The organism is Enterobacter sp. UCD-UG_FMILLET, assembly GCF_000762975.1.
GTDB classification, from domain to species: Bacteria; Pseudomonadota; Gammaproteobacteria; order Enterobacterales; family Enterobacteriaceae; genus Enterobacter; species Enterobacter dykesii.
Genome location: NZ_JRJC01000023.1, coordinates 252,523 through 267,009, shown reverse-complemented (window position 1 = coordinate 267,009; position 14,487 = coordinate 252,523). Strand labels below are relative to the sequence as shown.

Here is a 14,487-nt window from a genome sequence, read left to right as displayed (position 1 = left end):
GTTTAGTAGACGGATTTATTGTTATTAACTGACGTAACCGGTTGTTCGATAAAGCGTGCCGCCAGCGCTTCGGCGCCGCGGGCGAGCAGGGTGGTGTCGACGCCGACGGCGACAAACAGCGCGCCAAGCTCGAGGTAGCGTTTTGCCAGCGGCTCGTTCGCCATCAGGATGCCGGGCGCTTTACCAGCGGCGCGTATCTGCGCGATCGCCTGCTCGATGGCGGCCTGTACCTCCGGATGCTGCGGATTGCCGGCAAAGCCCATGTCGGCGCTCAGATCCGCCGGGCCGATAAACACGCCGTCAACGCCTTCCACGTCGAGGATCTGCGGCAGGTTTTTCAGCGCCTCGCGGGTTTCGATCTGCACCAGCACGCACATGGCGTCGTTGGCCTGCTGCAGGTAATCCGGAATGCGGTTCCAGCGCGACGCGCGCGCCAGGGCGCTGCCGACGCCGCGAATGCCCGCAGGCGGGTAGCGGGTGGCACGCACCGCCAGCCGCGCTTCGTCGGCGTTTTGCACCATCGGCACCAGCAGGGTTTGCGCGCCCACGTCCAGCAGCTGTTTTATCTGCACCGGATCGTTCCACGACGGGCGCACCACCGGCTGGCTGGGATAAGGCGCGATGGCCTGTAATTGGGTTAACACGGTTTGCACATTATTCGGCGCGTGCTCGCCGTCGATGAGCAGCCAGTCGAAGCCTGCTCCGGCCAGCAGCTCGGCGCTGTAGCTACTGGTGAGCCCCAGCCATAAACCGATTTGCGGACGGCCCGCCTTCAGCGCCGCTTTGAATGCGTTTTGCATGGTTGCCTCCTTACACAAAGCGGCAGCTGATGGAGCCCATGTTGCCGTAGTCAACGTGGAAGGTGTCGCCTCTGCTGGCGGGCACCGGGCGGGTAAAGGAGCCGCCGAGAATAATCTGGCCGGGCTCAAGCTGCACGTCGTACGGTGCCAGCTTGTTCGCCAGCCACGCCACGCCGTTCGCCGGGTGGTTAAGCACGCCTGCGGCAACGCCGGTCTCTTCGATCACGCCGTTGCGGTAGAGCAGGGCGGAGATCCAGCGCAGATCCAGCTCGTCGGGCTTAATCGGACGACCGCCGAGGATCACGCCCGCGTTGGCGGCGTTATCGGAGATGGTATCGAACACCTTGCGCGGGCGCTGGGTCTCCGGGTCAACGTTGTGGCAGCGGGCGTCGATCAGCTCCAGCGCGGGGATCACGTAGTCCGTAGCGTTGTAGACGTCGAAGATCGTGCAGTTCGGGCCGCGGAGCGGTTTTGCCAGCACGAAGGCCAGCTCCACTTCGATGCGCGGGACGATGAAGCGATCGACGGGAATATCGCTGCCGTCGTGGAAGAACATGTCGTCCAGCAGCGCGCCGTAGTCCGGCTCGCTAATCTGCGAGCTGGCCTGCATCGCTTTGGAGGTCAGGCCGATCTTGTGGCCCTTCAGCACGCGGCCTTCGGCAATCTTCAGGCTGACCCATTCGCGCTGGACGGCGTAGGCGTCGTCGATGGTGATCGTCGGGTAGTCAAGGGAGATCTGGCGGATCTGCTCCCGGGACTGTTCCGCCTGATGCAGACGATGGGCGATCAGGGTATGGGTATGTTTGTCGAGCATGGCGATATCCTGTTTTATATTTTTCTCCCTCTCCCCCTGGGAGAAGGGACGGGATTACTTAAACAGCGCGTGCACGTTGTTTTGTTTGTAATTGAGCGTCGGATGCAGCTCGTCCAGCTCGAACGACAGCGCCAGATAGCGGCTCGCCATCAGCTCCGCAAAATGCGTTTTGATCAGCGCAAACAGCATTTCACCGACCTCTTCCCGGCTCTCCAGGCTGCGCCCGGAACCAATCTTCAGCGTCATATGCACGAAGGCGTAATCGTGCCTGCCGTCGGCCATCTGCCAGGTGTCCAGCCAGTGGGCGCGGCTGCGGATGCCGCCGATGGGGAAGATGCCCGTGGCGGCGAGCGCCTCGTTCACTTTGGCAAACAGCCCCGGCAGGTCGGCCTGCTCGCGGATGTTGTCGGTACATTCAGCAATAAAGTGCGGCATGGTGGCTCCTTACGCAGGCAGGGGAAAAACGGCGTTGACCTGGCCGGTGCCGGAGCTGGCGAACAGCTCGGTGAGGAACTCCACCTTGCCGTCGTACTGGTCCCAGCCGAGCATCCCCAGCAGCATCACCGTGTCGTGCATGTTGCCCTCGCCGTAGCAGTAGTCGGCGTACTCCGGCAGCATGCTGCAAAACTCTTTGAACTGCCCCTCGCGCCACAGCTTCACCACGCGCTCGTCCATCTGACGGTCAAACTCGCGGGTGTAGCTGTTCATCCCTTCCTCCGCGCGCTGATCGTCGATAAAGCGGTGCGACAGCGAGCCGCTGGCGAGCACCGCCACGGTGCCGTCGTATTTCTCAATGGCGCTGACGATGGCCTCGCCCAGCCTGCGGCTGTCGGCGAAGTCGTGAACCGTGCAGAACGCCGAAATAGAGACCACCTTGAAGTGCTTATCCGCGTTCATGTAGCGCATCGGCACCAGCGTGCCGTACTCCAGCTTCAGGCTCGGGATGTTGTGCGCTTTGGCGCGTACGCCAAGCTTCACCGCCTCGTCGGCGATGAGCTGGCCGAGTTCCGGATTGCCGTCGTAGTCGTAGGTCATGTCGCGGATAAAGTGCGGCAGCTCGTTGCTGGTGTAGACGCCCGAAAAATGGTCCGCACAGTTGATGTGGTAGGCGCTGTTCACCAGCCAGTGGGTGTCGAAGACGATAATGGTATCGACGTCCAGCTCCCGGCAGCGCTTGCTAATTTCTTTATGCCCGTCGATGGCGCCCTGGCGGCAGCCGTGGTTTTTGCCCGGCAGCTCGGAGAGATACATTGACGGAACGTGGGTGATTTTTGCCGCTAACGCTAATTTACCCATGGTCAGATCCCCCACTTTGGAATCGGATGGTCGCCCATGGAGATGCAGACGTTCTTCATCTCCGCGAACACCTCGAAGCTATACTCGCCGCCCTCGCGGCCGGTGCCGGAGGCCTTCACGCCGCCAAACGGCTGGCGCAGGTCGCGCACGTTCTGGGTGTTCACAAACACCATCCCCGCTTCGATGCTGCGCGCCAGGCGCAGTACCTTGCTGACGTCCTGGGTCCAGATATACGACGCCAGGCCGTACTCCACGTCGTTGGCCAGGCGCAGGCCTTCCGCTTCGTCCTTAAACGGCAGCAGGCAGGCCACCGGCCCGAAGATCTCCTCCTGCGCCACGCGCATGCGGTTGTCGACGTCCACCAGCACGGTCGGGCGCAGGAAGTTGCCGCCCTTCAGGTGCGCAGGCAGGTCGGTCGGTTTGTCCGGGCCGCCCGCCAGCAGGGTCGCGCCCTCTTCAATGCCGAGGCGGATGTAGCCGGAGACTTTTTCCCAGTGCTGTTGGCTGATGAGCGCGCCAATCTGGGTGTTCGGATCGGTCGGGTCGCCCACGCGCAGGCGGTTGGCGCGCTCGGCAAAGCGCTTCACGAATTCCGGGTAGATGCTCTGCTGGATAAAGATGCGCGAGCCGGCGGTGCAGCGCTCGCCGTTGATGGAGAAGATGGTGAACAGGGCGGCGTCCAGCGCGCGCTCGATGTCGGCATCTTCAAAAATCAGCACCGGGGATTTGCCGCCCAGCTCCATGGAGTACTTCTTCAGCCCGGCGTTTTTCATGATGTTGCGCCCGGTGGCGGTGCCGCCGGTGAAGGAGACGGCGCGCACGTCGTGATGGCGCACCAGCGCGTCGCCCACCGTTGCGCCGTAGCCCTGCACCACGTTGAGCACGCCCGCCGGAATACCCGCCTCCAGCGCCAGCTCGCCCAGACGGTCGGCGGTCAGCGGGGAGAGTTCAGACATCTTCAACACTGCGGTGTTTCCGAGTGCCAGGCACGGCGCAACCTTCCAGGTAGCGGTCATAAACGGCACGTTCCACGGCGACACCAGCGCGCAGACGCCCACCGGCTGCACCAGGGTATAGTTGAGCATCTTGTCGTCAACCGGATAGGTCTTGCCGTTCATCTGCTGGCACACCTCGGCGAAGAACTCGAAGTTGTGCGAGGCGCGCGGAATGAGCACGTTTTTGGTCTGGTGGATCGGCAGCCCGGTATCGGCGGTTTCCATCGCGGCGATCTCCGGGACGTTCTGGTCGATCAGATCCCCCAGACGGCGCATCAGGCGCGCGCGCTCCTTCATCGGCAGGTTAGCCCACTTTGGAAACGCCTCTTTGGCGGCGGCGACGGCCTGGTGAACTTCAGCTTCACCGCCGGAGGCGACTTCCGCTAATACCTCGCCGGAGGCCGGGTTGGTGGTGTGGAAGTACTCGCTTCCGGCGACGTTTTTACCGTTTATCCAGTGGTTAATCTTTTTCATTTTGCAGTCTCCTCGCTGACAATTCGGTTCACCAGGCGTCCCACACCTTCCACTTCCACCACCACCTCATCGCCCGGCACCACGTCGGACAGCCCCTTCGGCGTGCCGGTGGCGATCATGTCGCCCGGCTGCAGGGTCATAAAATCGCTCAGGTACGCAATCAGGTACGGGATGCTGAAGATCAGATCCGCCGTGGTCCCTTCCTGGCGCAGCTCGCCGTTGACGAAGGTGCGCAGGGTGAGGTTGTGCGGGTCGGGAATCGCCGCTTTCGGCACGATGTGGGGGGAAATGGGCGTCAGCCCGTCGCGGCTTTTCACCCTCAGGTTCGGGCGGTAGTAGTTTTCCAGGTAGTCGCGGATGGCGTAGTCGTTGCAGACCGTATAGCCCGCAACATAGTCCATCGCCTCGGCTTCGCTGACCTTACGGGCGGTTTTACCGATGACCACCACCAGCTCCGCTTCGTAATGCATGTATTCGATATTGTTCGGGCGCACCGACGTCTGGCCGTCGCCGTTGAAGGTGTTTGGCGCTTTGATAAATACCAGCGGCTCGGTCGGCGGCTTGAAGTCCAGCTCGCTGGCGTGATCGGCATAGTTCAGACCGAGGGCAAACAGCGTGGCGTGTGGCGGCGTGCGGTGCGTGTGAGCGACGTCGCGTTCATCTACCACTGGGTTTTCCAGCGGCGCAAAGCCTTCTGCCAGAATGCGCACGCGATCGCCCGGGCGGATCTCAACGCGGCTTTGCGGGGTGCCGAGCAGGATCGCATCGCCGGGATTGAGGGTGGCGAACTCGCTCAGGGCGCTCAGCAGTTCGGCGGCGCTGCGCTGAAGATCGGCCGTGTTCCAGTGGTCCGCTTCGCGGCCGTTGATCTCGGTGATGATCGTCAGGTTATCCACGTTATCAACGGCGACCAATTCGCCGAGCGGGCAAAATCCGTCCCGGCATTTGGCCTTGATGGCCGGGCGGTAGAAGCTCTCTTCCGGCAGGCTCACCTCGTTGGCGAGCGCGTACCCTGCAATGTACGCCGCGGCGTCCTCCGCGCGCACCCTGCTGGCTGTTTTGCCCACCACCAGCGCCACCGTCGCGCCGCTCAGCACCGTTTCCCCGTGCGGGAAGGGGATCGGCTCGCCCGCGCGAATCACCGTGTTATGCGGTTTGATAAACCACACCGCCGTTTTCGGCGGCGTGTTGTAGGGGGCTTTTTCAAACGCCTCACGCCAGGCTTCGCGCTGGCTTTGATGGTTGAGGGCGACGGCAAAAACGGTACCTTTCATTCATATACTCCTCACCCCGGCGGTCCGGGTTGTGATTTCATTAATATGTTAATGATCTGGTTTTATGCTTTTGCTGTTTATTTCGCAATCAGAAGTGAAAGATTTGTGATGGGAATAACAATAAATTTACATTTCGTGTTTTGTTTATATTTAAATCAAAGGCTTAATAAAATTGCTGAGTTTCTGTTAGACTTTTTGACGGAAAACGTGTTGTTTATAAAAGCATCTTTTAGTGATTGTTTACTTGTTAATGATGTTAAGGGGAGAGGCTATGCATGATTCATTAACCATCGCGCTGCTGCAGGCGCGGGAAGCGGCGATGTCGTACTTCCGCCCGATCGTGAAGCGGCATAACCTGACCGAGCAGCAGTGGCGCATTGTGCGCGTGCTGGCTGAACATCCGTCGATGGATTTTCACGATCTGGCGTTTCGCACCTGCATCCTGCGCCCGAGCCTGACGGGCATTCTGACGCGGATGGAGCGCGACGGCCTGGTGCTGCGCTTAAAGCCGGTGAACGACCAGCGCAAGCTGTACGTGTCGCTGACCAAAGAGGGGAATGCGCTGTATGAACACGCCCAGGCGCAGGTCGAAGAGGCGTATCAGCAGATCGAGGCGGAATACACGCCGGAGAAGATGAAACAGCTGACGGCGCTGCTGGAAGAGTTTATTGAACTCGGAAACCGGCATAACGCAGCGCGGGAAGATGAGTAAAAACCACAAATTCCAGGATGATTTTCGTAAAGTTTTCCCTTTCCAGGCCGAAAATTCTGTATCTGTCTGAGGAAAGAGAAAACATGTTAAACCGTATCAAGATTGTCACCAGCTTAATGCTGGTTTTAGCGATATTTGGCCTTTTACAACTCACGTCCGGTGGTCTTTTCTTTAATGCCCTTAAGAATGACAAAGAGAATTTCACCGTCCTGCAAACCATTCGCCAGCAACAATCCACGCTGAACGCCAGCTGGGTCGCGTTGCTGCAAACCCGTAATACCCTGAACCGTGCGGGTATCCGCTACATGATGGATCAGAGCAATATCGGCAGCGGCGCGACCGTTAACGATTTGATGCAAATCGCGTCTACGTCTCTGAAACAGGCGGAAAAAAACTGGGCTGCCTACGAAGCCCTGCCGCGCGATCCGCGTCAAAGCGATGCGGATGCCATGGAGATCAAGCGTAACTATGATATTTACCACGGCGCGCTGGCGGAGCTGATTCAGCTGCTGGGCGCGGGCAAAATCAACGCCTTCTTCGACCAGCCGACCCAGAGCTATCAGGACGGTTTTGAGAAGCAGTACGTGAGCTACCTGCAGCAGAACGACAAGCTGTATCAGACGGCGGTCGAAGACAGCAACAGCTCCTACAGCCAGGCTATCTGGGTGCTGATTAGCGTTCTGATTGCCGTGCTGGTAGTGATCGTGGCCGTCTGGCTCAACATCAAGCAGACGCTGATCTCCCCGCTGAATCGTCTGATCGACAACATTCGCCATATCGCCAGCGGCGACCTGGTGAAGCGTATTGAAGTTCAGGGCACCAACGAGATGGGTGAACTGGCCGACTCGCTGCGCCATATGCAGGGTGAACTGGTGCGTACCGTTGGCGACGTGCGTAACGGCGCCAACGCTATCTACAGCGGCGCGAGCGAAATTGCGATGGGCAACAACGACCTCTCTTCCCGTACTGAACAGCAGGCCGCTTCCCTGGAAGAGACCGCTGCCAGCATGGAGCAGCTGACGGCGACCGTTAAGCAGAACGCCGAAAACGCCCGTCAGGCGAGCCATCTTGCGCTGAGCGCCTCTGAAACCGCGCAGAAAGGCGGCAAAGTGGTTGATAACGTGGTGCAAACCATGCGCGATATCGCGGGAAGTTCGCAGAAAATTGCCGACATTATCAGCGTGATCGACGGCATTGCCTTCCAGACCAACATTCTGGCACTGAACGCGGCGGTAGAAGCGGCGCGTGCGGGCGAGCAGGGTCGTGGTTTTGCGGTGGTGGCAGGTGAAGTGCGTAACCTGGCCCAGCGCAGCGCCCAGGCGGCTCGCGAGATCAAGAGCCTGATTGAAGACTCCGTGGGCCGCGTGGAAGTGGGCTCAACGCTGGTAGAAAGCGCCGGTGAAACCATGGGTGAAATCGTGAACGCGGTGACCCGCGTAACGGACATCATGGGTGAAATCGCCTCTGCGTCTGACGAGCAGAGCCGCGGTATCGACCAGGTGGGTCTGGCGGTCGCTGAGATGGATCGCGTGACCCAGCAGAACGCCTCGCTGGTTGAGGAATCTGCCGCAGCGGCCGCCGCACTGGAAGAGCAGGCGAGCCGTCTGACTCAAGCCGTGGCGGTGTTCCGCATTCAGCAGGAGCAGATGAAAGCGCGCGAGTTCGCTGCGGCTAAAGCGGTTTCCACGCCGGTGATGGCGCGTAAAACCGCGACGGCCGATTCAGGCGATAACTGGGAAACGTTCTAATCCTGCGCGTTGTGCCGGGTGGCGGCTACGCCACTCGGCAATATTACAGAGGCAGGCGCATGGCGCAGCGCGTCTCATACGCTAAGCCGTGCGCTGCTTCTTCTTCCCGTTTTTCACGCAGTTCAGGCGTGAGTTCAGTTACGTATTCAAACCCCAGCCGCGCATAGAACGGCGCATTCCACGGTACGTCTCTGAACGTCGTCAACGTTAGCGACGCCAGCCCCAACGTGCGGGCATGGTCAGCCGCACGGGTGATGAGCTGCCGGCCAATCCCCTTTCCCTGCCAGTCCAGATCAACCGAAAGCTCCACGATAAAAAGCGACGAAGAGTGCGCTTCGGCGAGGATAAACCCGACGGGCTGGCCGTTCGCCAGCGCCAGCCAGCTTAGCCCACGTTCGGCATACTCAAGGTGCTGCTCAGCGGAAATGACCTCGCCGTCGACAAGCCAGGCGAGCTCCGCGTCTTCACGAAAGCGCTCGCCCGCCGCGCGTTCAATGGCGGGTAGGGCAGTAACGTCGTTAGGGGTAGTGGGGCGAATATGAATGTGCATGGCGGCAAGTATAGCCTGACCCGTCGACATTATTCCGAGCAGATCAGCACCGGCGAGTAAAAATTGCTGATCACCAGCGCGTCTTCCGGCGTGCGTTCTATCGTCAGAAGTCTTTTATTGCCCAGCGTCAGGCCTGCGACGTACTTTTCAAAGACTCCTGGCGGCATGGCATCGTGGCTAAAACGCTCCACTTTTTGAATGACAATTTCATACAGTTCGCCCTCCACGTGACGCCATTTAAACATCTCCTGGCGGGAAACCTCCCAGCTGCGCGGGGCATTCACCACGCTGCCGTTTAGCGTGATGTACCCCGTTTTGTCAGGATGAAAACGCATAATGATCTCGCCGTCAAAGGTGAAATCGTGGCTGTCGCGCCGGTCGGAGAAGGTCAGGTTTCCATCGCAGGCTACCGAGAGCGGGGGCGTATGGAAGTACCAGGCCAGCGCGGCGCCCAGCAGAAGCAGGTTCAGGATCAGGATTAGCCAAACTTTTTTGTGTTTCATATCACCACTCGTAATAGTAAAGCGTACGACAGGCGCTGGCTTTACCCCGCGTGAGGGAACACTGGGAGAGCACCAGCCGCCCTTCGTGGCCGTAGAAAAGCGTTCTCTGAATGTGCATGTAGAAAATCGAATTTTTCAGGCACGGAAGATGGCCGTCCTGCTGAAGAGTCTGCGCCAGCCCAATCGCCTTCTCATGGAACACGTCCGCCAGCGGCGTAAAGGTGTAGACCGGACAGGTGCCGATATGCGTGAGCAGATGGATCTCCCGCTGCGAGTTTTCTGGCTTGAGGAGCGCTATCCAGATGCATAGCGCAACGACGACCAGCGTGAGCGCGCCGCAGAACAGCCATTCCGGGCGAACGCGCCACGCAGCTTGCGCCGTTTCGGCGGTCGATGGGGCCTCCTCCAGCGGGGTGACCGTGACGTCTGCGCTGAGCATAAAGCCTGTTTTCGGTACGGTAACGATAAACAGCTCGTCGGGTAGCAGGGTCCCCAGCATCTTGCGCAGAATGCTGATGTACTGGTTTAAGGAGTTATTAGACCCCTGGAGCCCTCGCCGATCCCAGACTTCCTGAAGAAAGGTTTCCCGTTCGACCACGTTCCCGTGATGCTGAACCAGCAGCCTCAGGATGGTATTGGCCGTACAGGTGAGGAGCTGCGCATCGTCATCCGGCGCATTGATAAGAGAAACAGAACCGTCCTCGTCGTTATAGACGATGGCGTCAGCAAGCAGGTATTTCATAAGTTGTTGTAATAAAAACAGATATAACGAATATAAAGAGAAGGCTTACGCCTTCCGGGCAGCACTGCTGGCTATTTTAACGCCACTGTTACCGATAACATTGATCCAGGCAGGATTTTGGGTGGTTTAATAAGTCAGCGTGATAATCACGTCATCAATAAATTCCCCGGTACCCGTTAGCGGCTGCGCCGGGACCTCGCCGTAAACGGTGTAGTTCTGGGTGCCGCCTGCGGGATTGGTGACCTGCAGCGCATCGCCGCTGTTTTGATCCCCCCAGCGTTGCGTGGCCGCCTCATCCTGCCAGAGCCCGTAGCGCAGGCACTGACCCTCGCTGTTGCAGAGCTGCCGCTGATTACCGCTGGCATGGTTACCTTTGCCCATGGCAAGGGTGAACGCGATTCCGGCCGGACAGCGCGTGGTGACGGTGGCGGTGGATCGCGTCGGGCGCAGGGTAGCGGTGCTGGTCAGGGTGCCGAAGTTAAGCGGAGTTACGCGCTCGATGTAGCATCCCTGGCTGATTTCGGCCTGCGCGTTGGTGCCGCCCTGCACCTGCTCCCCCTCTGCTGAACCGTCCGAGCAGTTTTGCAGCGCATCCTGACGCATGGCGCTGTGCCAGGCGATGCGCAGATTCATGTTGTAGTTGTAATAGTGGTAGGCCGGAAGCTGGCTTTGCCCTGCCGGAATGGTGGCGATAAGCGGAAAGGTACCGCTGACGTTGGCATTGCTTTCCGCGGCCAGGGTCTGCTGAATCAGATTCCCGCTGCTGGCAGGCCCCAGCTCCTGAGCGCGCGCTGCGCCGTTAAGCAGGCGGAAGAGGAGGGTGTACTGTTTCCCCTCCTGGTCCCCCGGCGAGATCATCTCAAAGGGCGGGGCGTCTACGCTGCTCAGGCAGACGTTGATATATTCCGTCCTGCCCTCGTTGTCGGCCTGGCAGCTAAATTTTACCTCGGTGTTGACGGAGGTTGTATTGCCCGCCACGACCTTGCCAAAGTTAATGGCGGGCGCGGAGGTTATCCAGCAGGCTGCCGCCATCGCCTTCACGGACAGGACGAGCAGCAATAATAACGGCGCTCTTAATGACACAGTTGTTCTCCGATATTCTGTATTGATGACGCGGTACGCGGCGCCGCAAGCGTGACCCGGCACTCCCCCTCATCGGTCTTCACCACCAGTTCACCCGGCAGGGGCGGATCTTCAAGCCAGATAAAGCCGTCGCGTCCCACGATCGTGGCGCCCTGCGGCGTTGACACGACGCTGCCCAGCGGGAGCGGCCTGCGGCGGCTGTCGACCAGTCGCGCCTGAACCGTGACGGCGTGATGGACGTTAAAATCGATTTTTACCGCGCTGCTGTTGCCCGGTCTGGCATGCATGTCGGTGACGGGAGCGATCACATCGGCGGGCAGATCGAGCGGGTTAATGCTGATTTTGCTGTTGTGGTAACGCGGCAGGTCGGTCAGCAGGAGATAACCATCCTCATCCGTTTCACCGGCCGGGCGGTTTTCCAGCATCACCGGTACGTGCCCAATGCCGTGCGTTGACACCAGCGCTATGCCCTGCTGGATATAGCGCAGCGCGTGCAGGCTGCCATCCAGCAGCGTCAGGCTGCCTTCGGCTGAGGCGTACTGGTTGCCCTGGTGAGCACCTTGCTGCAGCCCAACGTGCCATTCGCCCGCTCGGCCCAGATAGCCTGCGTCCGCATATCTTTCACGTCGTTCGCCAAAGCCCTGGCCCAGCTCCCATGACCAGCCGCCGGCCTCATCGTCCGGCTGGTGGCGGTAATCCATGCGCGGTTTATCCCGGCTGGCCTGAACGGAGAGCGTGTCCTCGCGACCCAATGGGACGGAAAGCAGCAGCTGAACGTGACTCGACGAATCCGTAAACGAGCGGGTATAGCTCAGCGTGGTGGAGATGTGTGCTGGCAGCGACAGCGACCAGGAGGCGTTGAGGTAACGCTGTGTATTGCCCTGAATGTTCTGCTGTACCCAGCCCGCGCCAACGGTTCCGAAGTGGGGGACGGACTGGCTTACCCAAACGCTGTCGCTGCGTCTGACGGGCGCGGCACCGCTCATACGGGCGTTGTCGGCGAATCCCGCCCCGGTACGGACGGTGCTGGCAGAAATGCCCGTTCCTCTGCCGTTCCACTGCCAGCCGAGGCCCCGTTGAACGCCCTGTCCGTAAGGGCTGTCGCTCACGGCAACGTGCTGGCTGACCACACCTACGGCGGGAGAGACAAGCCAGTCAGCGCCCGTGCCCACGTTGCGCAGCCTGCGCTGCTGTTCCGTATGCAGCGCCAGCGTCAGGTGATTATTCACCCCATAGCGCCAGCCCGCGTCCAGCAGAGGCGAGGCGGCATAGTCGTCGGAGTGCCGGGCGTAGTTTTCCCGCATCCAGCCGATGTCCAGCGAGCCGCTGCTGAGCCCTTCCGCCAGCATGCCCGGCGCGCCGTAGAGATCGAGCTGTACGGCGCGACGCTGGCCGTTGATATCGGTAATGACCACCTCCGCCTGCCCGCTGCCGGTGAAGGAGGGCAGGGTATCCAGCAGAAAGTCTCCCGGCGTGACGCGCTGGCTGCTCTGCTTAAGGCCGTCGATATACAGATCGACCGTGGAAGGCAGCACGGCCGTGTCGCTGTAGCGGCTGCGCGGTTCGGTATTAAGCTGGGGATTGAGCTCAAAATTACGTGCCCAGTGCAGACCGCCAAAGCGTACCTGCCGGCTCCAGCGGGTGCCGGTGGTGATGCTGTCGCCCAGCGCCAGCGTGGTCAGCGAGTCGGTATTATCCCACTGCCAGCGGGTTTCGAGACGGGTGTGGGTAGGCCGACCGGCGCTGTTTTCCTCCCCGGCATGGCTTGAAAAACTGCTGCTGAACGTTCCGGGTAATCCTCCGGACGCGGTCAGCATGGTCTGGGCGTTAAGCTGGCGCTTCCCCTGCGCATCGCTCGCGTAGAGCGCGTATCCGAGCGTATACGCGCTGACGGGCTGCGCATCAGGATAGCGGTAAAGCGGTGTGGGCTTTGAGACGGTCAGATGCTGCTGGCCCTCGAACGCCTCTGCTTCTGCGGTAATCGACACCTGCTGGGACAGCACGTCGACATTGACCTTCAGGCCCGGCAGGGACGTCAGCTCAACCCACCCGGCGCGATCGTCTGGGGCGTGAAGCCCCAGCTTTTTCATGTCGCTGCGGCTTATCCATAGCGCATTATCCACCACCCGGCAGGCCCAGAGCTCGCCTCGCGGGGCGTGGTTCACGGTAATGGCCAGCCATTGTACGGTGTCGGCGGGTTCAGCCCGGGCTGACAGCATGAGCGGTAGCCAAAACAGGAGCGCGAGAAGCGAGCGGGCGCAGGGGTATCTGGCTGGCATGGTGGTCATCATTGAGATAGACGCGCAGCGTGCTGAGCGCGTGTCGTGAAGCCTGCTTAAGCGGTAAAAGGGCGGTTTGTCCCGGTAGCACATAGCCCGCCAGGCCTTTAATCGACCCTACAACCTGCCCATCGGCCGTCAGGGCCTCAAGGTGGCTCAGGCGGATGTGGCGGTTTCCGGCGTTAAAGCAGCGGAGGGTGGCCGGCATTTCTGCCTGCTCACAGCTCAGTGCATCGTGGCTGGCTGGCGCTTCCTGGTTCCCGGCAATAAACACCGGAATCGAGTAGCGCAGCAGGAAGTGCACCGTGTTGGGATTGGCGGCACGGGACGTGGCGTCCGGCAGCTCGTCGATGACCAGCCGGTAACTTTGCTCCTGTGCACGGATGCCAGGCTGCATGACGATAATGCGCACCAGCTGCTGCTGGCCCGGCGCCAGTGATGTCATCGCCGGGCTGCTGACCACCTCCCCGGTGGCCACCAGAACATCTTTATCGTTTTTTTGCGTCCATTCGTATACCCGAATCTGCGCATGGATGGCCGCTTTCCCACTGTTAGTGAGATAGACCGCCGCGGCCCGCTGATTGCTCTGCAGGTCGAGCGTTACCGGGGCCACCTGAAGCGTGGCGGCCAGCGCGTAGCGCGACAGCAGTGCCAGCATCATGAGCCACAGAATGAAGCAGGGAAGGAAGCGACGCACGATCAGTACTCCAGTTTTAACGTGATATCGTCGCTGTAGGTACCTGCCTGGGCGGTTGTCAGCGCCCCGGCTTCAATGATGCCATACAACGTTTCCTCCTGTTCCGAACCGTTGCCGGTATCGTCCAGGCCATTCGTGCCGGTGATTTGCGTCTGTTTGCCTTCGTCGGCAAAGAGCTTCCAGGCAATCTTCTGCGCGCCCTTTTCGCCGTTTTCCGGCTTCAGCCAGAAGGTACCGTTTTCGCCGTCGTTGCTGGTGGCTGTGAGGGTGAAAGGCGTGCCGTTGGTACAGACGATATCGACCTGCGTTTTGGCCTGGATTTCGCTCGACTCATCGGAGCCGTGACGCGAGAAGTTGAGGTCGTTGGCTTTAAGGGTGCACGACTTCACGACCTCAAGTGATACGTGCATCGTCGCGCTTGCAGTACTGTCTGCGGCGATCGCAGCAGCTGGAAGCAGGAGAACGGAACAACATACAAGGGTGGGAATAATTTTCATGATCTTATTTCCTGACGTGAGTA

15 protein-coding genes are annotated in these 14,487 nt (G+C 60.2%); 2 read left to right on the top strand and 13 right to left on the bottom strand.

Annotated features, from left to right (window positions below):
- Window positions 1-2: 2 nt before the first annotated feature.
- The 6 genes from hpaI to hpaG are packed head-to-tail and all read right to left on the bottom strand — an operon-like array spanning window position 3 to window position 5,653.
- Complete coding sequence (gene hpaI, locus LA04_RS11495; protein ID WP_047651634.1) at window positions 3-800, bottom strand: 4-hydroxy-2-oxoheptanedioate aldolase; 798 nt, start codon at window positions 798-800, stop codon at window positions 3-5.
- A gap of 10 nt (window positions 801-810) precedes the next feature.
- Window positions 811-1,614, bottom strand: coding sequence for a 2-oxo-hept-4-ene-1,7-dioate hydratase (hpaH, locus tag LA04_RS11490; protein ID WP_039262280.1), 804 nt, complete (start codon window positions 1,612-1,614; stop codon window positions 811-813).
- Window positions 1,615-1,668: 54 nt separating this feature from the next.
- Window positions 1,669-2,049, bottom strand: coding sequence for a 5-carboxymethyl-2-hydroxymuconate Delta-isomerase (locus LA04_RS11485; RefSeq protein WP_047651633.1), 381 nt, complete (start codon window positions 2,047-2,049; stop codon window positions 1,669-1,671).
- A gap of 9 nt (window positions 2,050-2,058) precedes the next feature.
- Entirely contained in the window at window positions 2,059-2,910 is an 852-nt protein-coding gene (gene hpaD / locus LA04_RS11480; protein ID WP_047651632.1) for a 3,4-dihydroxyphenylacetate 2,3-dioxygenase, read from the bottom strand.
- 2 nt (window positions 2,911-2,912) lie between these two features.
- Window positions 2,913-4,379, bottom strand: a complete 1,467-nt coding sequence (hpaE, locus tag LA04_RS11475; RefSeq protein ID WP_047651631.1) for a 5-carboxymethyl-2-hydroxymuconate semialdehyde dehydrogenase — start codon at window positions 4,377-4,379, stop codon at window positions 2,913-2,915.
- Window positions 4,376-5,653 (bottom strand): 4-hydroxyphenylacetate degradation bifunctional isomerase/decarboxylase, encoded by a 1,278-nt coding sequence (gene hpaG / locus LA04_RS11470; RefSeq protein ID WP_047651630.1) that lies wholly within the window; start codon window positions 5,651-5,653, stop codon window positions 4,376-4,378. Before hpaG ends, hpaE begins: the two co-directional genes overlap by 4 nt.
- A 271-nt stretch (window positions 5,654-5,924) precedes the next feature.
- Between hpaG and hpaR the strand changes: the two genes are divergently transcribed.
- Window positions 5,925-6,365, top strand: a complete 441-nt coding sequence (gene hpaR, locus LA04_RS11465) for a homoprotocatechuate degradation operon regulator HpaR (RefSeq protein WP_047651629.1) — start codon at window positions 5,925-5,927, stop codon at window positions 6,363-6,365.
- 83 nt (window positions 6,366-6,448) lie between these two features.
- Window positions 6,449-8,113 carry a methyl-accepting chemotaxis protein gene (gene tsr / locus LA04_RS11460; protein WP_047651681.1) on the top strand — a complete coding sequence of 555 codons (1,665 nt, stop codon included), beginning with the start codon at window positions 6,449-6,451 and terminating at the stop codon, window positions 8,111-8,113.
- Between the two features lie 43 nt (window positions 8,114-8,156).
- Here tsr and LA04_RS11455 read toward each other — a convergent pair whose 3' ends face one another.
- The 7 genes from LA04_RS11455 to LA04_RS11425 form a co-directional block, all read right to left on the bottom strand.
- Window positions 8,157-8,663, bottom strand: a complete 507-nt coding sequence (locus LA04_RS11455) for a GNAT family N-acetyltransferase (RefSeq protein ID WP_047651628.1) — start codon at window positions 8,661-8,663, stop codon at window positions 8,157-8,159.
- Window positions 8,664-8,692: 29 nt separating this feature from the next.
- On the bottom strand, window positions 8,693-9,166 hold the full coding sequence (locus tag LA04_RS11450) for a hypothetical protein (RefSeq protein WP_047646579.1): 474 nt from the start codon (window positions 9,164-9,166) through the stop codon (window positions 8,693-8,695).
- A 1-nt stretch (window position 9,167) separates the two neighbouring features.
- On the bottom strand, window positions 9,168-9,908 hold the full coding sequence (locus LA04_RS11445; RefSeq protein ID WP_047651627.1) for a winged helix-turn-helix domain-containing protein: 741 nt from the start codon (window positions 9,906-9,908) through the stop codon (window positions 9,168-9,170).
- Window positions 9,909-10,034: 126 nt separating this feature from the next.
- Window positions 10,035-10,991, bottom strand: a complete 957-nt coding sequence (locus tag LA04_RS11440) for a Csu type fimbrial protein (protein ID WP_047651626.1) — start codon at window positions 10,989-10,991, stop codon at window positions 10,035-10,037.
- Complete coding sequence (locus tag LA04_RS11435) at window positions 10,982-13,270, bottom strand: fimbria/pilus outer membrane usher protein (protein ID WP_235211331.1); 2,289 nt, start codon at window positions 13,268-13,270, stop codon at window positions 10,982-10,984. The genes LA04_RS11440 and LA04_RS11435 overlap by 10 nt, the downstream gene beginning before the upstream one ends.
- Complete coding sequence (locus LA04_RS11430; RefSeq protein WP_047651624.1) at window positions 13,191-13,967, bottom strand: fimbrial biogenesis chaperone; 777 nt, start codon at window positions 13,965-13,967, stop codon at window positions 13,191-13,193. The genes LA04_RS11435 and LA04_RS11430 overlap by 80 nt, the downstream gene beginning before the upstream one ends.
- Window positions 13,968-13,969: 2 nt before the next feature.
- Window positions 13,970-14,464, bottom strand: a complete 495-nt coding sequence (locus tag LA04_RS11425; RefSeq protein WP_047651623.1) for a Csu type fimbrial protein — start codon at window positions 14,462-14,464, stop codon at window positions 13,970-13,972.
- Between the last annotated feature and the right edge of the window lie 23 nt (window positions 14,465-14,487).